We start from the raw sequence: 24,945 nt of genomic DNA on the forward strand, positions 1-24,945 counted from the left end.
ATGACTACCGAATATTCGCCGCGCCTGTTTGAGCGCGATTCCGACATTCGCACGATCGGCGAGGGATTGCTCGCCTGCACCCTGCCGCGCGCGGCATGGACGCACGAGGCGCATCTGGGCGCATGCCTCTGGCTGCTCAGCGAGCGCCCCGACATCGACGTCGATGCCGAGATCGCGGGAATCATCAGTCGCTTCAACGAGAGCGTCGGCGGCGTGAACGACGACACGCAGGGCTATCACGACAGCATCACGCGCGCTTATGTCGCCGGGGTCCGGTGGTTTCTGTCGGAAACGGACGCGACCGAACTGGCGGCGCGCGTCAACGCGATGCTGCTCTCCGACGTCGGTCGCCGCGACTGGCCGCTGCGCTTCTACAGCCGTGAACGGCTGTTTTCGGTGGAAGCGCGGCGGGGGTTTGTCGAGCCCGACCTTGCGCCTTTGCCTTCGAGCTGAGGGGCTTAAACAAAGATTTTCGCACGAAGACACAAAGACACGAAGGAGCGCCGCCCCCATTCGCCCCGAGCTTGTCGAAGGGTCGTTCTTCTTCACCGCCCGAAGAAAGAACGGCCCTTCGACAAGCTCAGGGCAAACGGGTGTTTCAGCCCCCTTCGTGTCTTTGTGTCTTCGTGCGAACCAAATAGATACGACCTCTCGGCCTATGTCCCCTTCGCGCCCGCCACATAGGCGTCGACATTCTGCGCCAGCACGTCGAGCGGGACGTTGCCGCCCTCGACCACGACATTGTTGAAATCGCGCAGGTCATATTTCGGCCCGAGCGCCGCCTGCGCCAGCCCGCGTTGGCGGACGATCTCGCTGTGCCCGACCTTGTAGCCGCACGCCTGCCCGGCCCAGCTGCAATAGCGATCAACCTCGCTCGCGACCTCGAGCGGGTTCGAGCCGTTTTCCTTGACGAAAAACTCGACCCCCTGTTCGCGCTTCCAGCGCTTCGCGTGCAACCCGGTGTCGACCACCAAGCGGCACGCGCGGAACGCCAGCGACTGGAGATAGCCGAGCCGCCCGACCTCGAAATCGTCATACAGCCCCAACTCGTCGGCCAGCTGCTCGGCATAGAGCGCCCACCCTTCCGAATAGGCGTTGAACGCCAGCATCGTGCGGATCAGCGGCATCTGGTTGGCATATTCGCCCTGCCACACATGCCCGGGGATCGCCTCGTGCATCGTGAGGTCGGGCAGGGAATATTTGCTGTGCAATTCGGTGGTGCGCAGGTTGATCCAGAATTTGCCCGGAATGCTGCCGTCGATCGACCCGGCGCCGCCATAAGCGGCGGGCGCGCCGGGTTCTTCGGCGAGCGGCAGGCGCTTCACCTCGACATTGCCCTTCATCAAGGTGCGGAAGGCGCGCGGCAGCTCGGCGCGGATCTTGCCAAGCCAGGTCTGGATATAGGCATGGATTTCGGCGCGTCCGGCGTCGTTGTCGGGGAATTTGAAACGCGGATCCTTGGCCAGTGCGTTCATCCGGTCGCCGACCGAGCCTTGCGTATAGCCGAGCTTCCTCAAAATCGGATCCATCCGGCCATGAAGCTCGGCCAGCTCGTCGCGGCCCATCTGATGCACCTCGTCGGGCGTCATTCGCGTCGTGGTGCTGGCGCGCAGCCCCCACGCATACCATTCGTCGCCGCCCGGCCGCGCCCACATCCCGGCGTCCATCGTCGCCTTGCTTCGCTGCGCCTTCAGTTCGGCGAGCTGGCGTTCGAGCGCTGGGACGACGGCGCCCCGCGTGATCGTCTCGGCGCGCGGACCCCAATTGCCGGCGATGTTACCCTCGCGCGTGCGCTTTGCGAGGCTCTCGACCAGGCTGCCGCCCTCGCGGGCATCGACCAAGCTCGCCTCCATCTGCTTCACCGCCTTGTCGATCAGGAAAGCGGGGGCAATCATTCCTTGGCCACCCGCCACCTTCAGCCGCTCGGTCTCGCCGTCGAGCACCTTGGGATAGGCATTGAGGCGCGCCAGATAGGCTTCGGCGTCGGCGGCATTCTTGACCGGATGGTCGCTGTCGAGGAATTTCGGAATGTCCAGATAGGCGCCGACATTCTGGATCACCACATAGGGGGTGTTGCGCCAGCCGCCGACCGCGACGTCGCCATAGGGCAGGGCAAAACCGTCGAGCGCCACGCCATAGGCGCTTTCGACCACCGCGAGGCTGGTGCGCGTCTTGTGGTCGAGGCCAGTCTTGTCGAACGCGCGGACGCGCGCGACATCGGCCTTCAGAGTATCGGCGACCGCTTGCTGGCCCGACGCCGAACGGTCGGAAAGCTTGCCACGTTCGGCGGCGCGCGCGCCGGTGTCGATGCCCAGCGAAGTCGCGCCTTCGGGGGAGAGCGCGAGGAGATTGTCGGCGATCGAGGACAGCAGACGGTTCGCCATTTCGGTCGGGGTGTCCACGCCCGCCGGAATTCCCGGTGTGATTTCATCGGCGCGAAGTTCATGGGCGCAGCCAGATAGGGCAATCGCCGCACCGCTAGCGCCGAGCGCGGCGAGCGTTTGGCGGCGGCTGAGCGGGGTGGAAAGATTGTCGTTCACGCTGCGGCTCCCTTACGATCTTGTTTCTGTTGAAACCTGTCTAGGCGGCGGGCGGCGCGGGTCAATGGGAACCATATCCTCCCTGTGGCGAAGCCATGGGGAGGGGGGCATCCGAAGGATGGTGGAGGGGCGCGACGTCGCGGCCCCTCCGTCAGCCCTGCGGGCTGCCACCTCCCCATCGCTGCGCGACAGGGAAGATTCAAGGTCAGTCGGTCAGATCGGCGGGCACCTTGCCGCCGTTCGCGGCGAGTTCGCGCATCACCGCCTTGTGCAGCCAGATGTTCATTTCGGCGCTGCCGTCGAGGGCGCCGGTATAGCCAAGCTCGGTCGCGAGCTCCTTGCGGTTGGCAAGGCTCGAATCGATGCCGAGCAATTTCATCAGGTCGACGATCGAGGTGCGCCAGTTGAGGTCCTTGCCCGCCGCCTCGGCGGTCAGGATCGCGTCGACGTCGACCTCGGCGGGCGGCGCCGCGGCGGCGGCGGCCATCGCGCTGGTCGCGGCGTCGAGCGCGGTGCCGACCGGGTTCGGCGCGGCCGGTGCTGCGGGCTCGGCGGCAACCGCCTTCTTGCCGAAAATCGCGTCCTTGATGCTGCTGAAAATGCCCATGATTTCACTCCCACTTTGACGCGGCCCAGCCCGGAACGGGCGAGTCGGATGGCCACAGGCTAGGACTATGCATTTGAAAATGACAGCCAAATGAACGACTCGTGCTTCGCCCGCGCGCTGGTATAGTCGTGCCCGTGGGCGCGATCCGACCGGCGCCGGAGTGGGAGGATAAAGACATGAACCTGACCGACATTTTGGCGCAGGCTGGCGGCATCGAATCGATGGCGAAAGATCTGGGCATTCCGCCGGCCATGGCGAAGCAGGGCGCCGAGGCGCTGCTCCCCGCGATTTTGGGCGGGTTCAAGAAACAGGCGCAATCGGGCGGGATCGAGGGGCTCGGCGGCTTGCTGGGGCAACTCGGCGGCGGCGGGTTGCTCGATTCGGTGCTGGGGTCGCAGCCGACCCCGATCGCGCCGGGCAACGAGGTGCTCGGGCAGATCTTCGGATCAAAGGACGTCAGTCGCACCGTCGCCGGACAGGCGGCGGCGCAGACCGGGCTTGATTCGGGGCTGCTCAAAAAGATGCTGCCGATCCTGGCGATGATGGTCGCGGGCTATATGGCGAAGCAGGGCGGTCAGTCCGGCGCAAGCGGTGGGCTTTCCGGCGGTCTCGGCGGGATGCTCGGCAATGTGTTGGGCGGCGCGCTGGGTGGCGGCACCGCGCCGTCGGCTGGCGGCCAAGGGGGCGGTTTGGGCGGGCTCGGCAAGATGCTCGACATGGACGGCGACGGCAATCCGCTCGACGACATCATGGGCATGGTGAACAAGATGCGCGGGTAAGGGGGAGCGTCTCCCCCGCGAAGGCGGGGGCCGCCAGCCACCTCGCGCAACGCCGCTAGCGGCCCCCGCCTTCGCGGGGGGCGACGGTTTTCAAGCCGCCATCAGCCGCAGTTCCTCACGGAAATCTTCGTCCACCCCGATGCGGCTTCGCATCGGGGTGACAAGGCCGTCGACATCGCCGTCGCCCTCTTCGAACAGCGCGCAGGCTGCATCGCCGCCGCGCGCGAGGCTGTAACGCTGCGCGACCTTGCCGGTCGGGCGAAAGCCCAACTTGCGCAGCACCGCGCCCGATGCCGGATTGTCGAGGAAATGGCCCGCGGTCAGCTTGGGCAGATGCATCGCGCGCGCAATGCCCATCAGCTGGCGCCCGGCCTCGGTGGCAAAGCCGAGCCCCCAATAGGGGCGCGCGATCCAATAGCCCATTTCGAGCCTGCCGTCGGGGTCGGGCGAAATGCCGCAGCCGCCGACAAGGCGCGGGGCGCCGCCGGTGCGGGCGAAAATCAGGAACCGCGGCTGGGCGGGGTCGATCGGCTTGCTCAGAAACTCGCGCGCCTCGCTTTCGCCATAGGGCCAGGGCGCGGTCGCGAGATTGCGGACCACGGCTTCTTCGCCGATCGCCCGGGCCAGTGCCGGGGCGTCTTCTTGCCAGCCGGGCCGCAGCAACAGTCTTTCGGTACGCGCGAACATGCTTTTCACTCCCAATTGCCGCCGCCTTGGCGCCCGATGGTGACGCTTTGACGACAGTCGATGTGGAGGGAGATGGATGGCCCGATTTTCGCGCCCGTCCGCCAAGTCGCGGACAATGGGCAAGAAAAAAGGGAGTCCGGGGGTGACCCGTCTCCCTCTTTTCGAACTTTGTTTCCGCTTGCTGGCGGAAAGGACCGTTCCGGGTCATCCCTTGGTGGGCGACCCGTGCGGATCGTCCTTTATTCGGCGGCTTCCGCCATGGCGTCGACCGACACATATTTGCGGCCAAGCTTGCCATCGTGGAATCGGACCTGGCCGTCGGCGGTTGCGAACAGCGTGTGGTCCTTGCCCATGCCGACGTTGACACCCGGGTAAACCTTGGTGCCGCGCTGGCGCACGATAATGTTGCCGCCGATCACTTCCTGACCGCCGAACTTCTTCACGCCAAGGCGACGGCCGGCTGAGTCGCGACCGTTGCGCGATGAACCGCCTGCTTTCTTATGTGCCATGACTGATGCTCCTTAATTCGTTTGGAGGGGCCGAGCCGCGTTGCCGCGCTCAGGCGTCCTTCTTGGGGGCTGCCTTCTTGGCAGCGGGCTTCTTTTCGGCGGTCTCGGCCTTGGGCGCGGCGGCCTTCTTCGGCGCAGCAGCCTTCTTTTCGGCGGCCGGAGCGGCAGCGGCTTCGGGGGCCGTTTCGGCCTTCGGCGCAGCTTCCTTCTTCGGCGCAGCCTTCTTGGCTTCGCCGACGGCCAGGATGCGCAGCAGCGTCAGCGACTGACGGTGACCATTGCGGCGGCGGTAGTTGTGCCGACGGCGCTTCTTGAACACGATGACCTTTTCGCCGCGCGTCTGGGCGATGATCTCGGCCGAAACGGTCAGACCCTTCGCGTCCTTCACTTCGCCGCCGTCGCCGGCCAGCAGGACGTCGCCCAGCGACACGGTGTCGCCAGCTTCGCCGTCGATCTTTTCAACGGCGATCTTGTCTCCGGCGGCAACGCGATACTGCTTTCCGCCCGTGCGCACGATTGCGAACATGGTCTTCCATCCAATCAAAAAACTAAATCACCCGCGCACCAATCACCCACCAAGGCAGGCGATTTTTCCGGCATGCGGGAAAGTCAGCGCCACTAGCGATCCAGGCCCAAGCTGTCAACCGCCAAATTCCGTGCTTTTCGTGCAAAAAGCGGGTCGGTTGGCGAATGGCGGGATGCGCCCCCGATTCGGTGCTTGCCGCCTTGCGCCCGCACCCATATCAGAGGCGGCGATGACGCGCACCCTTCTTGCCCTGTCGCTGGCGCTCGCCATGTCCCTGCCGCTTTCGGCCTGTGCGGCGGCACAGAACGCGGGCGCGCCCTCGCTTGCCAAACGCGCGGTCGAGGGGCGATTCGATGTCGCGCCGCCCGCGGTTATCGTGGCGCCGCCGGGGCCGCTTCCCGCCGATCTCGACGGACGGCTCGCGCGCTGGGAATCGGATGCAACCGCTGCGCAGCAGGCCTTTGCCGCCGAGCGCAATGTGACCGCGCCGCTGGTATCCGCCGCGGCGGGAGCGCCGGTTGCCAGCGAGCGCTGGGTCGTCGCGCAGCAGGCGATTTCGCGCCTCACCGCCACGCGCGCCCCGCTCACCGCCGCGCTCGCCGACATCGACCGGCTTTATCTTGAGCGCAGCGTCGACGAAGCGGTCGACGGCTTGCCCGAAATCTATGCGCTGCGCGATCGGCTGGCCGACTTGGTGGCGGCGCAGGATGCGGTTCTGGAAGCGCTCAGCCGCGAGCTGCCCGGGCAATAAGCCCGAAATCGGTGCGCGCGATTTCCCGGCGCGACCGACGCTCGATCAGCATGGCCTCAGCCTGCGCCAGATCCTCCGGGCTATCGACATCGTGCAGGTCCGTGTCGCCGGTGATCGCGCGCAGCGTCGGCTGCGCGGCGAGCAATGCCGCAGCGCCGACATCCGCGCCGCCGCCGGTCAGCGCCGCGAACAGCGCGCGCGGCAGGCGGGCGGGAACGCCCAGCGTGCCGCCGGGGTACAGCGTCGCCACCGGTCGGTCGGGCTGCCCTGCCGCGGCAATGGTGCGAACATGGGCTGCGGTGATCAGCGGCATGTCGGCCAGGAAAATCGCGGCAGCGTCATGCGCCGCATCCTCGGCGTGGCCGATCGCGCGCGCCAGCGACGTCGACAGTCCGCGCTCGGCGTCGGCGTTGATCGCGAGTGTCCAGCCGCTGCGCTCTGCCTCGAGCGCAAAGCGCGGGGTCGATGGCGGCACGATGATTGTGCCGGGCGCGAGGCCCGCGGCTTCGATCGCGGCGATGATCCAGGCTCCGAGCGGTCGCGCTGCGCACATCGCATCCAGCTTGGGCGCACCAAATCGCGTGCTTTGCCCGGCCGCGAGCACATAGATGCCGACGCTCATTGGCCGGGCTCCAGCGCGGCATAACGAAAGATGATGTCCGACAGGGCGGACAACGCCAGCGTGGCGGGTTGCCGCGCCTGCGGGAAAATCCCGACCGGGCTGGTGATGCGCGCGCGGTCTGCGGGCGAGACGCCGCCGTCGGCCAGCATTTCCAGCCGCCGTTGCCGCGCGACCGCGCCGCCTTGCGCGCCGATGTAAAAGGCGTCGCTGCCCAGCGCCCAGCGCAGCAGCTCGCGCTCCCATTCATGGTCGTGGAACAACAGGATCACCGCGGTCCACGCATCGGGCGCGGGAAGGTCGGGAGCGCGGCCCAGCGCGATCTCCGCGCTATCGGGGCCATAGCTGCGGATATCCACCCCGGCGGGATGGGCGAGATGCGTCAGTGCTTCGCTTTCGGGGCCGCTTCCCAAGGCGATGATGGTGAGGTCGGGAAGGAAGTGCCGGTGCCGCAGCAGCCCGCGATCGCATCCATCGGGCAGCGGCAGCGCGAGCGTGGCTGGGCGTCGTTCGGACAGGTCGCGCGCCACCCGGGCGATCGCCTCCCGGTCCGGCGCCGGGTCGATCAGGATATGGATGGCGCTACCGCACGGCAGGCGAAAATCGATCTGTTCGGAGCCGCGGCCATAGAGCCGCACGACCGGCGCGTCGATCCGCGCGACCTCGGCGACCAGCTGCGTTTCCAAACAGCCGTCGGCCAGCGATCCGACCACCGTGCCGTCGCGGCGAATCGCCAGCTGTGCGCCGAGCTGGCGCGAGAAGCTGCCCTCGATACCGACGATCGTACACAGCGCGCCGCCGCCTTCGGCGACGGCATGAAGCGCAGCATTGTCGGAGAAATTGCGCGCGGCGAACGCGGTGGTCGCTGCCGCGTCGGCCGCCTCTTGCGCGCTGGAATGGCGATTCGCACTCTTCATGTTTAACGGCCTGCCCTTCGCTGCCCCATGGATCAACAGCGCCGATCCAGTCGCGGTCGCGTCATAAACACCGTGGCACTGCCTATTGTATCGGCAGCGCGGTGCAAACCCATCCGTTTGAACCGGGTTTGCATCGCTTCAGCGCCGCACCTGGGCGCTTTTCAGCAGTTGCGCGCGGACGGACTCTGGTTAGAATCGACGACGACCGATCGCCCTTACCGACGGTATTGTGTGCGGGATGGAGCCGCGCTGTCGGGGCCATTTTCGGGCGAGAAACGGAGGGCCAGGTTTGACGAGTGATCGGAACAGGAAAGCTGAAGGCACGAATGGTGTCGATGCTCTTTACAAGCGCCCGGGTTTCCTGCTCCGCCGCGCGCATCAGATCAGCGTTTCGCTATTCCTGTCCGAAAGCGCGGGTATCGGGGCGACCACCACCCAATATGGCGTGCTCGTGATTCTGCGCCATTACGAGGGCCTCGATCAGATCAGCCTGTCGAAGAAAGTGGGGTTGGACCGTTCGACCACCGGACTTGTCGTCAAGAAGTTGGCCGATGATGGATTCATCGTGCGCGTTGACGATCCCAAAGACCGCCGCCGCAAAATCCTTGTCCTGACCGCTAAAGGCGAGCGGCATCTGGAACGGCTACGCGAACCCGCCATCAGGGCGCAAAAAATCGCCCTGTCGGCGTTCACGCCCGACGAGGCCGAGACGTTCCTGTCATTGCTCGGCAAGTTCGTCGATGAATTCAACGGTGTCGTCCGCGCACCAATTATCGCCGACGCCGTTCCTGCGCAGAATCGATAGGCGTCATTGGTTCAGCCCGTGCTTTTTCAGCGCATGGCGGATCTGGTCGTAGCTCAGCCCCAGCGCTTCCGCCGCGACCTTCTGGTTGAAGCGGCAGCGGGCCATCGTGTCGGACAGGATCTGGCGTTCATAGGCGTCGACCGCGGCGCGCAGGTCGCTGACCGGGCCGCTCGGCGTGGCGCTTGACGTAGGGGCGGGAGCGGCGGAGGCGGGGGCCGGGGAGGCGCCGCCGCCCTCGGCCTTCGCCGCCGTTTTGCGCGCCACCGGCTGCCAAGGGCTGGCGAAGGGATCGAAGCTCAGCGCGTCGACGGGCTTTTCGGGGTCGGCCCAGCGATAGATGGCGCGCTCGATGACATTGCGCAGTTCGCGGACGTTGCCCGGCCAGTCGTGCCCCTCCATCGCCGCGAGCGCGCGCGGCCCGAACCCCGGCCATTCTTCCCAGCCAAGGACGGTCGCCATGCGCTGCCCGAAATAGGTGGCGAGCACCTCGATATCGCCCTCGCGCGCACGTAGCGGGGGCAGGGTGATGACCTCGAACGACAGCCGGTCGAGCAGGTCGGCGCGGAAGCGGTTTTCGTCGACCAGCGCGGGCAGATGTTCGTTGGTTGCCGCGACGATGCGGACGTCGACGCGGATCGGGCGCGACGAACCGACGCGCGTCACCTCGCCATATTCGACCGCGCGCAGCAGCCGCTCCTGCGCTCCCATCGACATCGTCGCGAGCTCGTCCAGGAACAATGTGCCGCCGTCGGCCTCTTCGAATCGGCCTGCGCGGGTGCGTGTCGCGCCGGTGAAGGCACCCGCCTCGTGCCCGAACAATTCGGACTCGATCAGCGTCTCGGGCATCGCGGCGCAGTTCATGATCACATAGGGTCGGTCCCAGCGCGTCGACAGGCGGTGCAGGCGTTCGGCGATCAGTTCCTTCCCCGTCCCGCGCTCACCGATCACCAGCACCGGCCGGTCGAGCGATGCGGCCAGGCTGGCGCGTTCGACCGCGTCCTGAAAGGCCGCGGACTGGCCGATAAACTGGGTTTCGCGCTCCATTCCCAATCATTGGCAAATTTTCCCGCTCGATGGCAAGTCAAATCGATGGCGAAAGCGATTTGCGAGTCAATTTGCGCGGTTTTGCGTCGCTTTGAGCAATTGGCACGGTGTCTGCATCGTGGAAACCGAACCGGGACAAATGTTCCGGTGCAGCGACAACCACAGGAAGGTTAGATCATGAAGTCGATGTTTGCCCAAGCCGCCACTTTCGTGCTGAGCACGGCCGGAGCGCTGGCCATCCTCGTCGGAGCGATCGACCAGCCGCAGGTTGCGGCCAGTGCCACCGGCGTTCACGCCGGCCCGCTGGTTGCCGCTGTCATGTCCCCGGCGGTCAGCGCTTTGGCCTGACCGGCACTGGTGCCGGGGCACTCTCCCCCCTTGCCCCGCCCCGGCACCAGCCTTTTTGTTTAGAACAGACCAAGGTCTCCAGATTTCGACAGGAGTTTTTCAGATGGGTATTTTTTCACGCACCCGCGACATCATCGCCGCCAACGTCACCGACCTGCTCGACCGGGCCGAAGATCCCGAAAAGATGATCCGCCAGATCATCTTCGAGATGAACGAAACGCTCGTCGAAGTCCGCGCGTCGGCTGCCCGCACGATCGCCGACCAGAAGGAAATGCGCCGCCACATCGCGAAGCTCGAAAGCCTGCAGGACAGCTGGAAGGAAAAGGCCGAACTGGCGCTGTCGAAGGACCGCGAAGACCTGGCCACCGCCGCGCTGGTCGAAAAGCAGAAGGCCGGCGACATGGCCGACAAGCTGAAGGCCGAGATCGCCACGCTCGACGACGCGCTCAAGGGCTATGAGGCCGATATCGCCAAGCTGCAGAAAAAGCTTTCGGAAGCGCGCGCGCGCCAGTCGAGCGTCGTCAACCGCCTCGAAAGCGCGGAAAACAAGTATAAGCTGCGCGAAATGACCAACGGCGACCGCGTCGAAGATGCCTTCTCGCGCTTTGAAATCCTCGAACGCCGCGTCGATGAAGCCGAAGGCCGCGCCGATGCGCTGAACCTCGGCTATAAAAAGTCGCTCGACGAGGAAATCGCCGAACTGCAGGCCGCCGACAAGGTCGCCGACGAACTCGCCGCGCTGAAGGCCGCGCAGGCCAGCAAGCAATAAGGAGCCAGACCGATGGAAGAAGTCATCGTCGTCCCGATCGTCATCGGCACGCTCTTCCTTGGTCTGCCCTGGCTGATCCTCCACTACATCACCAAGTGGAAGCAGGCCAAGACGCTGACCGGAGAGGACGAGCAACTGCTCGACGAATTGTACGACACCGCGCGCCGCCTCGAAAACCGGCTGCACACTGTCGAACGGATCATCAGCGCCGACCATCCCGACTTCCGCCCTGCGGTGCGTAGCGATGAAGAACTGGCGCAACTTGAAAATACCAGCCGGAGGAACTGAGATGTCTGCCAGCCGCACGAAATTCTACCTCGACAAACAGAACGCCAAATGGAGCGGCGTCTGCGCCGGGATCGCCGATTACAGCGGTGTCGACGTCCTCTGGGTCCGCGTCGGCGCGGTGCTGCTGACCCTGATGGGGGGCTTTCCCTGGACGCTGATCGCTTACTGGATGATCGCCTGGATGGGGACGCCAAAACCCTTCGCGCTCTATGGCTCGAGCGAAGAGGCGAAATTCTGGCAGGGGGTGCGCAGCAACCCGACCGCGTCGACCCGCGACATCAAGTCGCGCTTTCGCGACATCGACCGCCGCCTCGCCGACATCGAACAATATTACACCAGCCACAACCGCCGCCTCGCCGACGAGATCGACGCCCTGCGTTAATTCGGGGCGCTGAGCGAACGGGCTGGATGCAACAGGGAGAAGACAGATGAATTTCGGTGGTACCGGTTTCGTCCTCGCCATTATCGCATTGTCGATCGGCGGCTGGATGTTCACCACCTGGATCCGCGCCAAGCACGGCTATCCGGTTGAAAATGAATGGGGTGGCACGGTTCATCGAACCGACCCCGACGCTGATCGAAAAATCGCACTGCTGACCGATGACAATGCCAAGCTGGCAGGGCAGGTCAGCCGCCTGGAAGAGCGGATTTCGGTGCTCGAACGCATCGCCACCGAAAATCATGGTCAGGCGGCGCAGCTCGCCGACCAGATCGACCGCCTGCGCTGAGGGGAACCACAATGAATGCAGAATTACTGAATACCATTGCCCCGGGGATGGCTGTTCTGGGCCTCGCCGCAATCGGTGGCTGGATCTTCACCACCTGGCTGCGCGTCAAGAACGGCTATCCGCTCGAAAACAGCTGGGGCAAGGCGGTCTATCCCAAGACCAGCGACGAGGCGATGGAACGCGTCAAGCTGATCAGCCAGGAAAATGCCCAGCTGCGCGCCGAACTGGGTTCGGTGAAGGATCGCCTGGCCGTCGTCGAACGCATCGTCACCGACGAAGGGCACCGGGTGGCGGCGGAGATCGAGGCGCTGCGGCGCCCGGCGAACTGAGGAGAGCGGTCATGGGCGACGCCATCTGGATCCTGATCCCCCTCGCTCCCTTCCTGCTTGGCGGTTTTGCCATCTGGTCGAAGCACCAGCAAAAGATGATCGAGAAACAGTCCGAAATGACCGCCGAAAAGGCCGCGCAATATGCGGCGGCGACCGAACGGCTGGAACAGCGGGTCCGGGTTCTCGAGCGGATCGTTACCGACAAGGGAATTGACGTCGCCGACGAGATCGAAAAGCTGCGCGACGCTCCGCTGAACTGAAGCAACCGAATTGAAGCAACGATAAGAAAATACGGAAGGATCCCCCCATGAACCCGTTTGAAATGGTTATCGGCATCGTCCTGATCGTCACGATCGGTAGCGTCGTCCGCGCCAAATATGGCGTCCGCCGCGACCACAAGGGCAACGAGTTTTTCGCCGCTCCCGCCGACAATGGCGAGACCAAGGCGCTGCAGGCCGAAATCCGCGCGCTCAAGGACCGTATCCAGGTGCTCGAACGCATCGCCACCGACAACAACCGCGCCGTGACGCTCGATCAGGAAATCGAGAAGCTGCGCGACCGGTCGCCCTCCTGACGACCTTGACGAAGAAGGAGCCGCATCATGGCCACCATTACGTCTGATCTTGCCTCCAACCTGATGGTGAGCGCCGTCGCCCTGACCGCCCTGACGATCATGAGCCTGGCTGCGCTGCGCGGCTGGCGCGACTGGATCCAGCTCAAGCGCGAAGAACTCGCCGCTGGGCATGTCAACGTCGCCCACGACGCGGCGGTCCCCCACGCCGGGTCGCGGATCGAGATCGCTGACCTCAAAGAACGGCTGCGCAAGCTGGAAGCGATCGCCGCGGGGGTCGATCTATAATGTCCGTCGCCCCCGCGAAGGCGGGGGCCGCGGGCGAGACAGCGTGAGGCCGACAACGGCCCCCGCCTTCGCGGGGGCGACGAAAAGGCGGAAAGCTTCTCGCTCTTCCCACTCCCTCCCAAATCTGCCAGTGCCGCCCCATGCGCAGCCTGACCGACATCCACGACGAATATGACTTCCTCGACGGCGACGACCGTTATCGCCTCCTGATCGAACTCGGCCGCGAGCTGGAGCCGATGCCCGAAGCGCTCAAGACCGACGCGACGCTGGTGCGCGGATGCAGCGCCAGCGTCTGGGTCTATCCGGTGCCGCAGGCCGACGGCCGCCTGCATTTCCTCGCCGACAGCAACGCCGCGATCACCAAGGGCATCGTCGCGCTCGTCCTCGCCGCGGTGCAGGACAAACCCGCGGTCGAGGTCGCGGACATGGACATCGCCGCCGCGCTCGCCCCCTTCGACCTCACGCGCCAGCTGTCGTCGAACCGCACCCAGGGCGTCCCCAACATGATCGCGCTGGTCCAGGACACGGCCCGTCGCATCGCCGCCGACTGACGGCCACCGCCGCCAGCGCCGCGGCCCGCAATTCAGAACGAACATGAAAAAGGGCGCGGGAGTTGCCTCCCGCGCCCTGTTTTCTTTGCCTGTCGGTACGGCTTAGAAGCCGACGACGATCGAGCCGATGAAGGCGCGCGGCGCGCCGATCTGCACGAACGGCACCGAGTTGTCGGCGAGCTGGCCGTCGAAACCGCCGACATACAGCTTGTCGAACAGGTTGGTGACGTTGAGCTGGATGTACGTCGTTTCGTTCAGGCCCGCCCATTCCAGGCCGATCCGCGCGTCGAGATCGACGATCGTGTAGGCCGGGGTCTTGGCCGGGTAAACGACGGTGTTGGCAACGCCGTTGACGGTCTGCAGCAGCGGCAGATTCTGGTCGTTGACGTAACGCGGACCGGTGCGCTTGACCTGTGCACCGAGTTCGATCGGACCAAGCTTGCCCTGGGCGCGGCCGCCGAAGGTGTAGGTCGGCGAACCCGATTCACGCTTGCCCGCGGTCAGTGCAAAGGCCGGTGCGCCGACGGTGGTGCACAGGAACTGACCGGCAGTGACCTGCGCCGCGGTGCAGATGCCGTTCTGGACATTGTCCTTGATCTTCGACTTCAGATACGAACCGAAGGCGTAGATCGAGAAATTGTCGACCGGGCGGTACGAGATGCTGACGTCGATGCCATATTTGTCGACGCGGCCAAGGTTGCGATACACGTTACGCTCGGTTTCGGGATCGAACGACGAGGCGAGGCGATCGTTGAAGATCGTGTACCACAGGCCGGCCTGCGCCTGCACCTGGCTGCTGCGATAACGGAGGCCAACGTCGAAGTTGTCGGTGGTTTCCGGGATCGGGTTGGCCGATTCGGTGTCAGCCGGGAAGTAGAAGGCGTTGTAGAGGTTGTCCGTGCCCGGAACCTGCACACCCTTCGAATAGTTGGCGAACACGCTCAGCTGATCGGTCGCATCAAAGGTCAGGCCGAGGTTCGGCGTGAACTTGTTGTACTTGCGCTTGCGCTGCTGCGGACCCTGGACCGGCGCGGTGACGCCCGGCGCAATGGTGACCGTCGGGTTGGCGGCAAGCCATGCCGCAAGACCCGCGTCGTTCGTGCCGAAACATTCGACGAAACCGGTCACGCTCGACGTGGCGCAATTGTTGGTCAGATCGCGCGTGAACATCTTGTACGCGCCGCCGATCTGAACCGTCAGGCGGTCAAACTCGCCGCGATATTCGCCGCCGAACATGTTCAGCAGCGCAATCGACTTGCGGTCACGCTTTTGCAGGACGTTGCCATTCACATCGGCCAGCGGATCGTTGACCGGGAAAACGTCGGTCGCCGAACCGTTCAGCTTCAGGAAGTTGGTTTCGCCGGTCTGCCGGTGACGCGCACGATCATAGCTGTAGAAGACGCGGAAGGTGTTGCTGTCGTCGAGGTCGTAGCGCAGGCCTGCGATCACGCCATAGCGGCGGGTCTGGGTCTGGCTCGGCGCGAGGACGCGCACGGTGTCGAGCAGGTCGCCGTCGCCGTTGAGGTCACGCCCATAATAGGGGACACCGCCAATGTAACCGGTCTGGCAGCTGATGCCGGCGCCGGTCGGGGTGGTGTTGCAGTTCGCGGCGCCGCCGGTCGGATTGACGTCGCGGCGTACTTCCTGGCCGACGACGGTGCCGCCGCCGTTCGCCTTCACATATTGGAAGCTCGGGTCGACGGTCAGGACCAGGCCTTCCGCCAGCGTGAAGCGCGAATTGCCGCGGATGTTGCCGGTGTTCGACGGGTTGTAGCGTTCGTCAAACGCCGAACCGCAGCTGTTGGCCACATCGGCGAGGCCGGGACGCGCGACGGTGTTGATCTGGCACTTGGCGATACCGTAGTCGCGGTCGTCCTTGTTCTGCGGGAAGATGTTCGGAACGAAGTTCGAAGCGATGTTGTGGACATTGCGCAGGCCGGTCGAACCGAAGAAATTGTTTCGGTTCTGGTTGTAGTGGCCCGAGATCGAAATGAAGTCGCCATCGGCGCCGATCGGCTGATAGATCTTGGCGTTATACTGCTGCTTGTCGATCTTGCCGGTGCGCGAATCGATCGCGGCGCGGGCGGCAGTCGTCGAGTTTGCAGCATAGGCGGGCTGATCGGCGTTGCCGAACACGGTGTCGTTCGTCGCGGTGCTGGCCGAGAAGAACGCGCGCGTGCCCCACGGGGTGAACACGCCGGTGTCGATCATGCCAAAGATGCGGAAGAAGCTGAAGTCGCCAGCCGAACCGACCAGCTTGAGGCCGGGTTCTTCGCCCGGGTTGCGGGTACGATAGTTGACGGTCGAACCCGAAGCGGCAGCGGTCGGGCTGTCGACGTCGGTCGAACCCAGGTTGACGTTGACCTGTTCGATCAGCTCGGGGTCGAGCTGCTGGTTCGAATAGAGCGCGTAGTTGCCCGAATCGTTGAGCGGAATACCGTCAAAGGTCTGGTTGATGCGGGTGTTGTCGAAGCCGCGGATCGACATCTTGCCGCCGGCCGAACCGAACGGGTCGTTGTTCTGGAAGCTGACGCCCGGAAGCTGGTTGATGATGTCGTTGACGGTCTGGCCCGGCGACTGGCGCTCGATGAATTCCTGGGTCAGCACGGCCTTGGCCTTCGTCGTGTCGGGCGCGATCACGCCTGCGACATCGGTCGTCCGGCTGCCCGTAACGACGATTTCCTCGTCGAAGTCGACCGAACCGGTCGACTGGGCAAAGGCCGGCGTGGAAAGCAGCGCGACCGGGATCAGCGCGCAGCTGGCGGCAAGCGTGTGACGGAATTTCATGTCAGGATGTCCCCTTGGTGTGGTGTCGTTCGGCAGGCGCGCGAAATGGGGCGCGCAAGTCCTGCGAGCGCCCCTGAAGCCCGCATGTGGCACGATTGTGACAGCAATTGTGACAGTGCAAGCGGCGCGCGGCGAACGCCGCGGCGAAAGATCGAAAAACCGCGAATTTCCGTTGCGATCCGCGATTTATCCACAGGCGCGATTGCGTTTTTCTCGGCAACTGTTGCTGCAATGCAACAATTTTCCGCGCACGCAGCCGCCGAGTCGCCTGATTTCAGGGCGACTGGCGGACCCGCCGCGACTCAGGCGGCGTCGCCCGCTGCTTCCTTCGCCTTGTCGGCATAGACGCGCACCGGGTCCTTGCGGCCCTCGACGACATCCTTGTCGACAACGATCTCGACCACGTCGGTGAGGTCGGGCAGGTCGAACATCGTGTCGAGCAGGATCGCCTCGACGATCGAGCGGAGGCCGCGCGCGCCGGTCTTGCGTTCGATCGCTTTCTTGGCGACCGCAATCAGCGCATCGTCGGTAAAGGTCAGCACGACCTCTTCCAGATCGAACAGCTTGCGATACTGTTTCACCAGCGCGTTCTTGGGCTCGCCCAGAATCTTGACCAGCGCGTCAATGTCGAGATCCTCGAGCGTCGCGATCACCGGCAGGCGGCCGACGAATTCGGGGATCAGGCCGAATTTCAGCAGATCCTCGGGCTCGATATTCTTCAGCACTTCGCCCATGCGGCGCTCGTCGGGGCCGGCGACATGCGCGCCGAAGCCGATCGACTTGCCCTGCAGGCGGTCGCCGATGATCTTTTCCAGCCCGCTGAACGCGCCGCCGGCGATGAACAGGATGTTCGTCGTGTCGACCTGCAGGAATTCCTGCTGCGGATGCTTGCGCCCGCCCTGCGGCGGCACCGACGCGGTCGTGCCTTCCATCAGCTTGAGCAGCGCCTGCTGCACGCCTTCACCCGACACGTCGCGGGTGATCGACGGATTTTCGGCCTTGCGGCTGATCTTGTCGATTTCGTCGATATAAACGATGCCGCGCTGCGCCTTTTCGACATTATAGTCGCTGGCCTGCAGCAGCTTGAGGATGATATTCTCGACATCTTCGCCGACATAGCCGGCTTCGGTGAGCGTCGTCGCGTCGGCCATGGTGAAGGGCACGTCGAGGAAGCGCGCGAGCGTTTGCGCCAGCAAGGTCTTGCCGCTGCCGGTCGGGCCGACGAGCAGGATGTTCGACTTGGCGAGTTCGACCTCGTCGCCGCGGCCCGAGTTGGCGAGGCGCTTGTAGTGATTGTGCACCGCAACCGACAACACGCGCTTGGCCTTGTTCTGGCCGATCACATAGGCGTCGAGATGCTGGCAGATTTCCAGCGGCGTCGGCACCGCGCCGTCCTTGCGCGCGGCAACCCCGCCCTTGATCTCCTCGCGGATGATGTCGTTGCACAGTTCGACGCATTCGTCGCAGATGAACACGGTGGGACCGGCAATCAGCTTGCGGACTTCGTGCTGCGACTTGCCGCAGAAGGAGCAATAGAGAGTGCTCTTGCTGTCCGAGCCGCTCAATTTCGTCATAATTCTTCCTCTGGCAGGCGCCGAAATGGCGGTGCCGTCCTTATCCTAGTCCGCGGTCACCCAATTACAATATGGCAATTGGGTGACATTGCGGTCCTGTCCCGCCTAGCGCCAAGGCGCAAAACGGGCGTCAACAAATGCGGTTAAGCCCTTGTCTTTGGTTGCCACGCGGTACCGGCCCGCGCCTTTTCGGGTTTCCCCGGCGATGGTCAGCCGGGGTGCCCGGATGGCGAGCGGGGCATGTCCGCACCCGCGCCGAATCAGGGCGTCGGGCCTTCGCTCAGATCCTTTGCCGCGTCGCTTTCCAGCGCGCCGGGGCGGCGGTCATAGACATGATCGACCAGCCCGAACGCCTTCGCCTCGTCGGCTTCGAGGAAGGTGTCGCGGTCCATCGCCTTTTCGATCTCTTTCAGCGAGCGTCCGGTGTATTTCACATACAAATCGTTCATCCGCTTGCGGATGCGCAGGATTTCCTTGGCCTGGATTTCAATGTCCGATGCCATGCCGCGCGCACCGCCCGACGGCTGGTGGACCATCACGCGGGCGTTGGTCAGCGCGACGCGCATGCCGGGTTCGCCCGCGGCGAGCAGGAAGCTGCCCATCGATGCCGCCTGACCGATGCACACCGTTCCGACGCGCGGGCGGATGTACTGCATCGTGTCGTGGATCGCCATGCCCGCCGTGACGACGCCGCCCGGCGAGTTGATGTACATGTAAATGTCCTTCTTCGGATTTTCCGATTCGAGGAACAGCAGCTGCGCGGTGATCAGCGACGCCATATTGTCCTCGACCTCGCCAGTGACGAAGATGATCCGTTCGCGCAGCAGGCGGGAAAAAATGTCAAAGCTGCGTTCGCCGCGGCTCGTCTGTTCGACGACGACGGGGACAAGAGCGGCGAGCGGGTCGATCATGCGATTTTAGTCCTTGATTATCGGGCTGCCCGGCCGAGGACCGGCAGGCTATCCCTCCGGCGCCCTACATCGGCGGCGAGGCCGAGGGTTTCAAGAGGGCAAATCATCGCGGTGGCGATCGGCCATGGCGGCTGTGGGGGTGGTTAGCTGCCCTAAACTCCTCTCCCCTTGAGGGAGAGGATAGCGCAGCTTGCTCCGTCAGGAGCTAGCGAAGCTTGGAGAGGGGGTTGGACGCCAGCGGACGAAGAACCCCTCTCAACTGCGGCTAGGCAGCGAGCTGCCAAGCCTTCGTATCTCTCCCACAAGGGGAGAGAGGAAATGACGTACGCCCGCAATCGGTTGTTCCCGACCTCTTCTCATCCGTCATCCCGGCGAAGGCCGGGATCTCGCCGGTGCGGTAAGCCGATAGGGTGAGATCCCGGCCTTCGCCGGGATGACGACAGTGCTACGTCCGCAACCAGTCGAAAGCCGCCGTAACGCGACATGCGGTGCTCGCGCCTGTAGCGTCGACGAAAAAGGGGCGGGAAAGTCCCGCCCCGATCGAATCAAAGATTTGGCGATCAGTCGCCGCTGCCCGGTTCGGGCGAGAAATGCGTTTCGAACTTGCCCTCGACGCCCTTATATTCGTCGGCGTCGGCGGGGGTTTCCTTCTTCACCGTGATGTTCGGCCATTCGGCGCTGAACTTGGTGTTGACCTCCAGCCATTTCTCGAGGCCGCTTTCGGTGTCGGGCAGGATCGCTTCGGCGGGGCATTCGGGTTCGCACACGCCGCAATCGATGCATTCATTGGGGTTGATGACGAGCATATTCTCGCCCTCATAGAAACAGTCGACGGGGCACACCTCGACACAGTCCATATATTTGCACCGGATACAGGCATCGGTGACGACATAGGTCATGGTTTCAGGCTCCCTTAGATGACGGCAGACGGGCCGTCAGGCTCTCTCTTGGCTCGCCTCTATGCCGCGCGGCGGCGGTGCGTCAACGCCTAGCGCACAGTTGCGAATCACTCTCACTCGATAGGGCCGGGCGCCGGATTTGGATGCACAGCTTTTCCATCGCCGCTGATAGCTGGGTTGGCAGCGGCGGGCGGCCCCGCGTCGAGACTGCGATAACAGGCCCGCGCCTCGGCGGCGGGGCCGCGGCGGACGGGCAGGGCGAGCAGCCGCACCACCTCGATCCGCTCGCCGACCGGCAGCACCAGCGTCTGTCCGACATGCACCGCGCAGGACGGGCGGGTGACCCGCCGACCGTCCAGCCGGATATGTCCCGCCGCGACGATCGCCTGCGCCAGGCTGCGCGAACGGGCAAAACGCAGGAACCACAGCAGCTTGTCCAGCCGGATGCTGCCCGCCGCGCTCATCCGTCCTTGCGGCTTTCGGCAAGCAAGGCGGCAAGGCCCGCGAACGGACTGTTCGGCGACGCGCCACGCCGCGCCGGGCGGTCGGCGCGGGGCGGGCGCGGTGGATCGGCGCGGGGCTTGTCGGCCCGCGGCTGTTCGGGCGCGCGGCGCTTGCCCTTGCCCTGCTGGACCGGCGGGCGCCGAACGTCGCTGTTTGCGGCCCCCTTGCGCGGCGCGTCGGCGCCCTTGCGCCGCTGTTTGCGGCGCGGCCGCTTGTCGGGCTTGCGCAGCCCCGACCAGCGCCAGCGTTGCAGCGCGGGCTCACCGACGCTGCGAAAGCCGAAGCTGCCGAGCAGCCCGCGCCGCGTTTCTTCGTCGAGCCCGAGCGAGGTGGCGAGCGCGGGGTCGATCACAAAGCCCGGCGGCGGCGCCGCGGCAACGCCTTCGGTCTCGTCGGCCGCGCCATGATCGTCGTGGTGGTGGTCGTCGCTGCCCGCGATCGGCGCGGTCGGCGGCGCCGATGCCTGCATCCGCGCGGCATGCGCCTGCCGCGCCAGCTTTTCGGCCATGTCGATGCGCAGCCAGCCGGTGGCGCAGCGGCGAAAGCCCGCGATCGTCAGCCCGGCATGGCTGCCGGTCTTTTGCAGCACCGCGCCGTGCGGCGGCAGCGCCGGCACCGGCGATCCCTGCTGCGCCGCGATCAGCGCCGCGCGCCAGCGCACCGCCTCGGGCTTCAGCAGCGTCGGGTGAAAAATGTCAAGCGAACCGATCGTGAAGCCCAGTTTGCGCAGTTGCGGGCGTTCGTCGGCGGCAAGCGCGTTCAGCTGGTCCTCGACCGCGGCTCGGCCGATCATGCCGCTGTTGTCGGTCAGCGCAGCGAGCAGTGCGCGGACCCGCGGAGGGGTGAACAGATCGCCCGCCGCTTCGCCCATCGCGGCGAGCGGACCGGCGTGGCGCGCCAGTTGCGCGGCGATGAAGCGGTGGAGCCGTTCGGTGATGGCCTGCACCTGGACGGGCTCCAACCGCCGCAGCGATGGATCGACCAGCACCGACGGCTGCACCAGCGTCGGTCCCTTGGCCAGCGTCGCCACCGCATGGCCGTGCCAGGCTAGCCGCGGCGGCGCGCCCGGTTCGGCGATCAGCGACAGCGCGCTGTCATCGCCCTCGGCCAGCGCCGAGGCGCGGCGCGCCAGTTCGGCGCGCAGATGCTTTTCGGCGGCGGCGAGCAGCATCCGGTGATCGCTGGCCTTCGCCACCGGGTCGACCTTGAACTGAAAGCCCTTGAGTGTGCCGATTGCCTCGCCGTCGACCGCGACGGTGCCGTCGGGGCCGACCGCAACCGGCAGCGCGGCATTGCGTTGCCCGGCGTCGCGCAGCAGCAGCGCCAGCCGCCGGTCGACGAAGCGCTGCGCCAACGCCGCGTGCAACGCGTCGGACAGCCTGGATTCGAGCGCTTGCGTCTGTTCGGTCCACCCCGCCGCGCCTGCGATCCAGTCGCCACGCTGGGCGATGAAGCACAAGGTGCGGACCGCGGCGATGCGGCTTGCGAGCTGGTCGATGTCGCCCTCGACATCGTTGAGCTTGGCCAGCCGCCGCGCGAACCAGTCGGGATCGATCATCCCGTCGCCGCTGGTGCGCCATTGCCATAGCTTGAGCACCGTCCGGCTGTGGTGCTCGGCGCCCAATTGTTCAAAATCGGGCAGGCCGCAAATGTCCCACAGGCGCTGGACCGCATCGAAATCGCCGCCGCGTGCGCGCACCTCCATGTCGCCCGCCAGATGCTTGAGCACCGCAATGTCGACCGCTTCGGGGGCGGGGCGCAGCGCGGGTGCGGTCGGTGGCTGCGCGAGGTCGGCGAGCAGCTGGTCGAGCGAGCCGAAGCCGGGGGTCGGGTTGCGCCAGAACAGGCTGGGCAGCGGCGGGAAATGATGCCCCTCGATCGCCGCCACTTCCTCGGGCGTGAAGCCGCCCTGCGGCTGGCCGACGGTGCCAAAGCTGCCGTCCTGCTGGTGGCGTCCGGCGCGCCCCGCGATCTGCGCCATTTCGGCGATCGTCAGGCGGCGGAGGCGCCGCCCGTCGAATTTCTGCAAACTGGCGAACGCGACATGCTGGACGTCGAGGTTCAGCCCCATGCCGATCGCGTCGGTCGCGACGAGATAATCGACTTCGCCCGCCTCGAACATCGCGACCTGGGCATTGCGCGTCTTGGGGCTGAGCGCGCCCATCACCACCGCGGCGCCGCCCGAAAAGCGGCGCAGCATCTCGGCGATCGCATAAACCTCCTCGGCCGAGAAAGCGACGATCGCCGATCGTTTGGGCAGCCGCGACAGCTTCGACGTCCCCGCATAGCTCAAGGTCGAAAAGCGCGGGCGAGTGATGATCTCGGCCTCGGGAATCAGGTTTTTCACGAGCCCGCGGATGCTCGCCGACCCCAGGATCATCGTCTCCTCGCGCCCGCGCGCGCGCAGCAGGCGGTCGGTGAAGACATGGCCGCGCTCGGGGTCGGCGCCGAGCTGCGCCTCGTCGATGCCGACGAAGGCGACATCGCGTTCGATCGGCAGCGCCTCCATCGTGCCAAGCAGATAGCGCGCATCGGGCGGAATGATCCGTTCTTCGCCGGTGACCAGCGCGACTTGGCGCTCGCCCTTGATCGCGACGACGCGGTCGTACACCTCGCGCGCCAGCAAGCGGAGCGGAAAGCCGATCATGCCGCTCGAATGGGCGGTCAGGCGCTCGACCGCCAAATGGGTTTTGCCGGTGTTGGTGGGGCCAAGGACAGCCTTGACCGGCTGGGAAGAGGATGACGTCATTTTCTTGGGGACCAAGCTGGCATGGCGGCAGGCACGGCGCAACCGCCGATCGTCGAATGGCGGGCAGGCGACCGATTTTTCCGCGCCTGTTGCATAATATCCCACCCCCGCCACGACTGACCGCAACCCGCCGCGGCGCAACCGCCATTAAATTGACTTTAACGACCTTTCTTTACAGACAGGCGGCCGAATATCATTCGGCGGCCGGGTTATGGGAGGCCCGCCGAGCGGGGGTTGCAGTTTGTTCCAGCGTCACGAACCCATCGCGGGGATGTCCGGCAATGCCGCCGCCCTCACGATGTCGCAAGCGATCCCGCTGCGGCGCGCCGACGCCGATTCGGACGCGCTCGGCTGGCGCGACCGGCTGGCACAGCTCGATCTGGTTCCCGATCTTGGCGATAATATCGGTTCGGCCGAATGGTGGCGCGGGCTCGCGACATTAACCCTGCTGTGCGGCACCGCGATCGCCACCTTCCCCGGAATTCAGCCGCTTAGCATCGGTGGCGCTCCGGCGCTTGGCACGGCCGACTTCAACGAAGCGCGCGCGCAGATGATCGTGCCGCTGGCGCTTGGCGGCGACACCGGACGCCATATGGCGGCGACCGACGCGGTGCGCCCGCTGACCCAGACCCCCGAACGGCCGCAGATCGAACTCACCGCGACGCTTGGCAGCGGCGACAGTTTTGCGCGGGTTCTCGAACGCTCGGGCGTCGGCAGCGGCGAGGCGCAGGCGCTGGCGAATCAGGTATCGACCGCGGTGCCGCTCGCCGACATTGCGCCGGGCACGCGCATCGACCTCATCCTCGGCCGCCGCGCCGCGCGCACCATGCCGCGCCCGGTCGATGCGCTGGCAATGCGCGCGCGCTTTGACCTGCGCATCGAAATGGAGCGCGAGGGCGACCGACTGGTGATGCGCCGCATCCCGATTGCGGTCGACACCACCCCGCTCCGCATCCGCGGCCGGGTTGGTGACAGCCTCTATCGCTCGGCGCGCGCCGCCGGGGCGCCAGCGACGGCGATCCAATCCTATCTGCGCGTCATCGGGCGCCAGATTTCGGTCGGCAGCGACATTCGCGCCAATGACGAATATGACATCATCGTCGATTACCGCCGCGCCGAAACCGGCGAGAGCGAAACCGGCAAACTGCTCTATGCGGGCCTGATCCGCGGCGGCAAACCCAAGCTGTCGATGCTCGAATGGACGGTCGACGGCCGCACCCAATGGTATGAGGCGTCGGGGGTCGGCGAACAGCGCGGCGGCATGGCGCGCCCGACCAACGGCCGCATCACCTCGACCTTCGGCATGCGGCGCCATCCGATCCTCGGCTATAAACGCATGCACAGCGGCATCGATTTCGGCGGCGGTTATGGCGCGCCAATCTATGCGGTTACCGACGGTGTGGTCACGATTGCCGGTCGTCACGGCGGCTACGGCAATTTCGTCAAACTGAACCACGGCAACGGCCTCGGCACCGGCTATGGCCACATGAGCCGCATCGCGGTGCGCCCCGGCCAGCGCGTCAGCCGCGGCCAGGTGATCGGCTATATCGGCTCGACCGGCCTGTCGACCGGCCCGCATCTCCATTACGAACTCTATCGCAACGGCCGCGCCGTGAACCCGTCGTCGGTAACCTTCGTCACCCGGGCTTTGCTCGAGGGCAAGGCGCTCGCCGATTTCCGCGCCCGCATCCGGTCGCTGACCGCCGTCGCCCCGGGCGCGGCGCTGACCCCGATCGCGGCGAAACAGGTCGAAGGACCGAAACTCGGCAGCCTCGCCGATGTGGCATCGAAAAGGGCCGAGGGCGGGATTTGACGTCTCGTAAATGAGCATCCTCTAATTCCGTTCGTGTCTCGACTTCGCTCGA

General features: G+C 65.5%; 29 protein-coding genes. 15 read left to right on the forward strand and 14 right to left on the reverse strand.

The genetic code is table 11. The annotated features are described in order from the left end of the window. Nucleotides 1–453 carry a hypothetical protein gene (locus G9408_RS12245; protein ID WP_168454289.1) on the forward strand — a complete coding sequence of 151 codons (453 nt, stop codon included), beginning with the start codon at nt 1–3 and terminating at the stop codon, nt 451–453. 203 nt (nt 454–656) lie between these two features. Here the strand turns inward: G9408_RS12245 and G9408_RS12250 are convergent, their stop codons facing one another. Both G9408_RS12250 and G9408_RS12255 read right to left on the reverse strand, forming a co-directional pair. Next, nucleotides 657–2,540: a DUF885 domain-containing protein gene (locus G9408_RS12250; protein ID WP_168454290.1), complete on the reverse strand. Its 1,884-nt coding sequence runs from the start codon at nt 2,538–2,540 to the stop codon at nt 657–659. Nucleotides 2,541–2,745: 205 nt separating this feature from the next. Beyond that, nucleotides 2,746–3,147, reverse strand: coding sequence for a DUF3597 domain-containing protein (locus tag G9408_RS12255; protein ID WP_168454291.1), 402 nt, complete (start codon nt 3,145–3,147; stop codon nt 2,746–2,748). Between the two features lie 176 nt (nt 3,148–3,323). Here G9408_RS12255 and G9408_RS12260 point away from each other — a divergent pair, with 176 nt between their 5' ends. Continuing rightward, entirely contained in the window at nt 3,324–3,926 is a 603-nt protein-coding gene (locus G9408_RS12260) for a DUF937 domain-containing protein (protein WP_168454292.1), read from the forward strand. 90 nt (nt 3,927–4,016) lie between these two features. Here the strand turns inward: G9408_RS12260 and G9408_RS12265 are convergent, their stop codons facing one another. From G9408_RS12265 to rplU, 3 genes are all read right to left on the reverse strand, one after another. Further along, nucleotides 4,017–4,613: a GNAT family N-acetyltransferase gene (locus tag G9408_RS12265; protein ID WP_168454293.1), complete on the reverse strand. Its 597-nt coding sequence runs from the start codon at nt 4,611–4,613 to the stop codon at nt 4,017–4,019. A 239-nt stretch (nt 4,614–4,852) separates the two neighbouring features. Then, the gene (gene rpmA / locus G9408_RS12270; protein WP_037513604.1) at nt 4,853–5,122 is read right to left on the reverse strand and encodes a 50S ribosomal protein L27; all 270 of its coding nucleotides are present in this window, start codon (nt 5,120–5,122) and stop codon (nt 4,853–4,855) included. A 49-nt stretch (nt 5,123–5,171) separates the two neighbouring features. Further along, a complete protein-coding gene (rplU, locus tag G9408_RS12275) occupies nt 5,172–5,648 on the reverse strand; it encodes a 50S ribosomal protein L21 (RefSeq protein WP_168454294.1) in 477 nt (158 codons plus the stop codon). Nucleotides 5,649–5,877: 229 nt separating this feature from the next. On the opposite strand from rplU, the gene G9408_RS12280 reads away from it, so the two are divergent. Then, nucleotides 5,878–6,399 carry a hypothetical protein gene (locus tag G9408_RS12280; RefSeq protein ID WP_168454295.1) on the forward strand — a complete coding sequence of 174 codons (522 nt, stop codon included), beginning with the start codon at nt 5,878–5,880 and terminating at the stop codon, nt 6,397–6,399. Here G9408_RS12280 and G9408_RS12285 read toward each other — a convergent pair. Next, nucleotides 6,374–7,021, reverse strand: coding sequence for a nucleotidyltransferase family protein (locus G9408_RS12285; protein WP_168454296.1), 648 nt, complete (start codon nt 7,019–7,021; stop codon nt 6,374–6,376). The two genes, G9408_RS12280 and G9408_RS12285, sit on opposite strands and share 26 nt — an antisense overlap. Next, nucleotides 7,018–7,935 (reverse strand): XdhC family protein, encoded by a 918-nt coding sequence (locus G9408_RS12290; RefSeq protein ID WP_168454297.1) that lies wholly within the window; start codon nt 7,933–7,935, stop codon nt 7,018–7,020. The genes G9408_RS12285 and G9408_RS12290 overlap by 4 nt, the downstream gene beginning before the upstream one ends. 238 nt (nt 7,936–8,173) lie before the next feature. Between G9408_RS12290 and G9408_RS12295 the strand changes: the two genes are divergently transcribed. Beyond that, complete coding sequence (locus G9408_RS12295; protein WP_168454298.1) at nt 8,174–8,740, forward strand: MarR family winged helix-turn-helix transcriptional regulator; 567 nt, start codon at nt 8,174–8,176, stop codon at nt 8,738–8,740. Between the two features lie 3 nt (nt 8,741–8,743). Here the strand turns inward: G9408_RS12295 and pspF are convergent, their stop codons facing one another. Then, on the reverse strand, nt 8,744–9,784 hold the full coding sequence (gene pspF / locus G9408_RS12300) for a phage shock protein operon transcriptional activator (protein WP_168454299.1): 1,041 nt from the start codon (nt 9,782–9,784) through the stop codon (nt 8,744–8,746). Between the two features lie 177 nt (nt 9,785–9,961). Between pspF and G9408_RS12305 the strand changes: the two genes are divergently transcribed. The 10 genes from G9408_RS12305 to G9408_RS12350 all read left to right on the forward strand — a co-directional run bounded on the left by G9408_RS12305 (nt 9,962) and on the right by G9408_RS12350 (nt 13,656). Then, nucleotides 9,962–10,132, forward strand: coding sequence for a hypothetical protein (locus G9408_RS12305; protein WP_168454300.1), 171 nt, complete (start codon nt 9,962–9,964; stop codon nt 10,130–10,132). Between the two features lie 103 nt (nt 10,133–10,235). Beyond that, on the forward strand, nt 10,236–10,901 hold the full coding sequence (gene pspA / locus G9408_RS12310) for a phage shock protein PspA (RefSeq protein WP_168454301.1): 666 nt from the start codon (nt 10,236–10,238) through the stop codon (nt 10,899–10,901). 12 nt (nt 10,902–10,913) lie between these two features. Continuing rightward, entirely contained in the window at nt 10,914–11,189 is a 276-nt protein-coding gene (gene pspB, locus G9408_RS12315; RefSeq protein WP_120217315.1) for an envelope stress response membrane protein PspB, read from the forward strand. A gap of 1 nt (nt 11,190) precedes the next feature. After that, entirely contained in the window at nt 11,191–11,571 is a 381-nt protein-coding gene (pspC, locus tag G9408_RS12320) for an envelope stress response membrane protein PspC (RefSeq protein ID WP_120217314.1), read from the forward strand. A 46-nt stretch (nt 11,572–11,617) separates the two neighbouring features. Then, complete coding sequence (locus G9408_RS12325) at nt 11,618–11,917, forward strand: hypothetical protein (RefSeq protein ID WP_120217313.1); 300 nt, start codon at nt 11,618–11,620, stop codon at nt 11,915–11,917. Between the two features lie 47 nt (nt 11,918–11,964). Next, complete coding sequence (locus G9408_RS12330) at nt 11,965–12,246, forward strand: hypothetical protein (RefSeq protein ID WP_210423359.1); 282 nt, start codon at nt 11,965–11,967, stop codon at nt 12,244–12,246. Between the two features lie 11 nt (nt 12,247–12,257). Then, nucleotides 12,258–12,506 carry a hypothetical protein gene (locus G9408_RS12335; RefSeq protein WP_137754210.1) on the forward strand — a complete coding sequence of 83 codons (249 nt, stop codon included), beginning with the start codon at nt 12,258–12,260 and terminating at the stop codon, nt 12,504–12,506. Nucleotides 12,507–12,553: 47 nt separating this feature from the next. Next, entirely contained in the window at nt 12,554–12,820 is a 267-nt protein-coding gene (locus G9408_RS12340; protein WP_168454303.1) for a hypothetical protein, read from the forward strand. A 27-nt stretch (nt 12,821–12,847) separates the two neighbouring features. Then, on the forward strand, nt 12,848–13,105 hold the full coding sequence (locus G9408_RS12345) for a hypothetical protein (protein WP_408021876.1): 258 nt from the start codon (nt 12,848–12,850) through the stop codon (nt 13,103–13,105). Between the two features lie 140 nt (nt 13,106–13,245). Further along, complete coding sequence (locus G9408_RS12350; RefSeq protein ID WP_168454304.1) at nt 13,246–13,656, forward strand: SufE family protein; 411 nt, start codon at nt 13,246–13,248, stop codon at nt 13,654–13,656. 102 nt (nt 13,657–13,758) lie between these two features. Here G9408_RS12350 and G9408_RS12355 read toward each other — a convergent pair whose 3' ends face one another. The 6 genes from G9408_RS12355 to G9408_RS12380 all read right to left on the reverse strand — a co-directional run bounded on the left by G9408_RS12355 (nt 13,759) and on the right by G9408_RS12380 (nt 23,080). Continuing rightward, nucleotides 13,759–16,443: a TonB-dependent receptor gene (locus G9408_RS12355; RefSeq protein WP_168454305.1), complete on the reverse strand. Its 2,685-nt coding sequence runs from the start codon at nt 16,441–16,443 to the stop codon at nt 13,759–13,761. 302 nt (nt 16,444–16,745) lie between these two features. Next, the gene (clpX, locus tag G9408_RS12360; RefSeq protein ID WP_120217306.1) at nt 16,746–18,017 is read right to left on the reverse strand and encodes an ATP-dependent Clp protease ATP-binding subunit ClpX; all 1,272 of its coding nucleotides are present in this window, start codon (nt 18,015–18,017) and stop codon (nt 16,746–16,748) included. Nucleotides 18,018–18,277: 260 nt separating this feature from the next. Continuing rightward, nucleotides 18,278–18,928 carry an ATP-dependent Clp protease proteolytic subunit gene (locus G9408_RS12365; RefSeq protein ID WP_168454306.1) on the reverse strand — a complete coding sequence of 217 codons (651 nt, stop codon included), beginning with the start codon at nt 18,926–18,928 and terminating at the stop codon, nt 18,278–18,280. Between the two features lie 560 nt (nt 18,929–19,488). Further along, on the reverse strand, nt 19,489–19,827 hold the full coding sequence (gene fdxA, locus G9408_RS12370) for a ferredoxin FdxA (protein ID WP_168454307.1): 339 nt from the start codon (nt 19,825–19,827) through the stop codon (nt 19,489–19,491). A 113-nt stretch (nt 19,828–19,940) separates the two neighbouring features. Then, complete coding sequence (locus G9408_RS12375; protein WP_168454308.1) at nt 19,941–20,291, reverse strand: RNA-binding S4 domain-containing protein; 351 nt, start codon at nt 20,289–20,291, stop codon at nt 19,941–19,943. Beyond that, nucleotides 20,288–23,080, reverse strand: a complete 2,793-nt coding sequence (locus tag G9408_RS12380) for a helicase-related protein (RefSeq protein WP_168454309.1) — start codon at nt 23,078–23,080, stop codon at nt 20,288–20,290. The genes G9408_RS12375 and G9408_RS12380 overlap by 4 nt, the downstream gene beginning before the upstream one ends. 298 nt (nt 23,081–23,378) lie before the next feature. Between G9408_RS12380 and G9408_RS12385 the strand changes: the two genes are divergently transcribed. Then, nucleotides 23,379–24,893 (forward strand): M23 family metallopeptidase, encoded by a 1,515-nt coding sequence (locus G9408_RS12385; RefSeq protein WP_235957775.1) that lies wholly within the window; start codon nt 23,379–23,381, stop codon nt 24,891–24,893. The last annotated feature ends 52 nt before the right edge of the window (nt 24,894–24,945 follow it).

The organism is Sphingopyxis microcysteis, from assembly GCF_012274265.1.
Lineage (GTDB): Bacteria > Pseudomonadota > Alphaproteobacteria > Sphingomonadales > Sphingomonadaceae > Sphingopyxis > Sphingopyxis microcysteis.

Bases quoted from the DNA above. Each gene is read 5' to 3' on its own strand.
- G9408_RS12245 (WP_168454289.1), top strand. From the start codon at position 1: ATGACTACCGAATATTCGCCGCGCCTGTTTGAGCGCGATTCCGACATT.
- G9408_RS12255 (WP_168454291.1), bottom strand. From the start codon at position 3,147: ATGGGCATTTTCAGCAGCATCAAGGACGCGATTTTCGGCAAGAAGGCG.
- G9408_RS12260 (WP_168454292.1), top strand. From the start codon at position 3,324: ATGAACCTGACCGACATTTTGGCGCAGGCTGGCGGCATCGAATCGATG.
- G9408_RS12265 (WP_168454293.1), bottom strand. From the start codon at position 4,613: ATGTTCGCGCGTACCGAAAGACTGTTGCTGCGGCCCGGCTGGCAAGAA.
- rpmA (WP_037513604.1), bottom strand. From the start codon at position 5,122: ATGGCACATAAGAAAGCAGGCGGTTCATCGCGCAACGGTCGCGACTCA.
- rplU (WP_168454294.1), bottom strand. From the start codon at position 5,648: ATGTTCGCAATCGTGCGCACGGGCGGAAAGCAGTATCGCGTTGCCGCC.
- G9408_RS12280 (WP_168454295.1), top strand. From the start codon at position 5,878: ATGACGCGCACCCTTCTTGCCCTGTCGCTGGCGCTCGCCATGTCCCTG.
- G9408_RS12285 (WP_168454296.1), bottom strand. From the start codon at position 7,021: ATGAGCGTCGGCATCTATGTGCTCGCGGCCGGGCAAAGCACGCGATTT.
- G9408_RS12290 (WP_168454297.1), bottom strand. From the start codon at position 7,935: ATGAAGAGTGCGAATCGCCATTCCAGCGCGCAAGAGGCGGCCGACGCG.
- G9408_RS12295 (WP_168454298.1), top strand. From the start codon at position 8,174: ATGGAGCCGCGCTGTCGGGGCCATTTTCGGGCGAGAAACGGAGGGCCA.
- pspF (WP_168454299.1), bottom strand. From the start codon at position 9,784: ATGGAGCGCGAAACCCAGTTTATCGGCCAGTCCGCGGCCTTTCAGGAC.
- G9408_RS12305 (WP_168454300.1), top strand. From the start codon at position 9,962: ATGAAGTCGATGTTTGCCCAAGCCGCCACTTTCGTGCTGAGCACGGCC.
- pspA (WP_168454301.1), top strand. From the start codon at position 10,236: ATGGGTATTTTTTCACGCACCCGCGACATCATCGCCGCCAACGTCACC.
- pspB (WP_120217315.1), top strand. From the start codon at position 10,914: ATGGAAGAAGTCATCGTCGTCCCGATCGTCATCGGCACGCTCTTCCTT.
- pspC (WP_120217314.1), top strand. From the start codon at position 11,191: ATGTCTGCCAGCCGCACGAAATTCTACCTCGACAAACAGAACGCCAAA.
- G9408_RS12325 (WP_120217313.1), top strand. From the start codon at position 11,618: ATGAATTTCGGTGGTACCGGTTTCGTCCTCGCCATTATCGCATTGTCG.
- G9408_RS12330 (WP_210423359.1), top strand. From the start codon at position 11,965: ATGGCTGTTCTGGGCCTCGCCGCAATCGGTGGCTGGATCTTCACCACC.
- G9408_RS12335 (WP_137754210.1), top strand. From the start codon at position 12,258: ATGGGCGACGCCATCTGGATCCTGATCCCCCTCGCTCCCTTCCTGCTT.
- G9408_RS12340 (WP_168454303.1), top strand. From the start codon at position 12,554: ATGAACCCGTTTGAAATGGTTATCGGCATCGTCCTGATCGTCACGATC.
- G9408_RS12345 (WP_408021876.1), top strand. From the start codon at position 12,848: ATGGCCACCATTACGTCTGATCTTGCCTCCAACCTGATGGTGAGCGCC.
- G9408_RS12350 (WP_168454304.1), top strand. From the start codon at position 13,246: ATGCGCAGCCTGACCGACATCCACGACGAATATGACTTCCTCGACGGC.
- G9408_RS12355 (WP_168454305.1), bottom strand. From the start codon at position 16,443: ATGAAATTCCGTCACACGCTTGCCGCCAGCTGCGCGCTGATCCCGGTC.
- clpX (WP_120217306.1), bottom strand. From the start codon at position 18,017: ATGACGAAATTGAGCGGCTCGGACAGCAAGAGCACTCTCTATTGCTCC.
- G9408_RS12365 (WP_168454306.1), bottom strand. From the start codon at position 18,928: ATGATCGACCCGCTCGCCGCTCTTGTCCCCGTCGTCGTCGAACAGACG.
- fdxA (WP_168454307.1), bottom strand. From the start codon at position 19,827: ATGACCTATGTCGTCACCGATGCCTGTATCCGGTGCAAATATATGGAC.
- G9408_RS12375 (WP_168454308.1), bottom strand. From the start codon at position 20,291: ATGAGCGCGGCGGGCAGCATCCGGCTGGACAAGCTGCTGTGGTTCCTG.
- G9408_RS12380 (WP_168454309.1), bottom strand. From the start codon at position 23,080: ATGACGTCATCCTCTTCCCAGCCGGTCAAGGCTGTCCTTGGCCCCACC.
- G9408_RS12385 (WP_235957775.1), top strand. From the start codon at position 23,379: ATGTCGCAAGCGATCCCGCTGCGGCGCGCCGACGCCGATTCGGACGCG.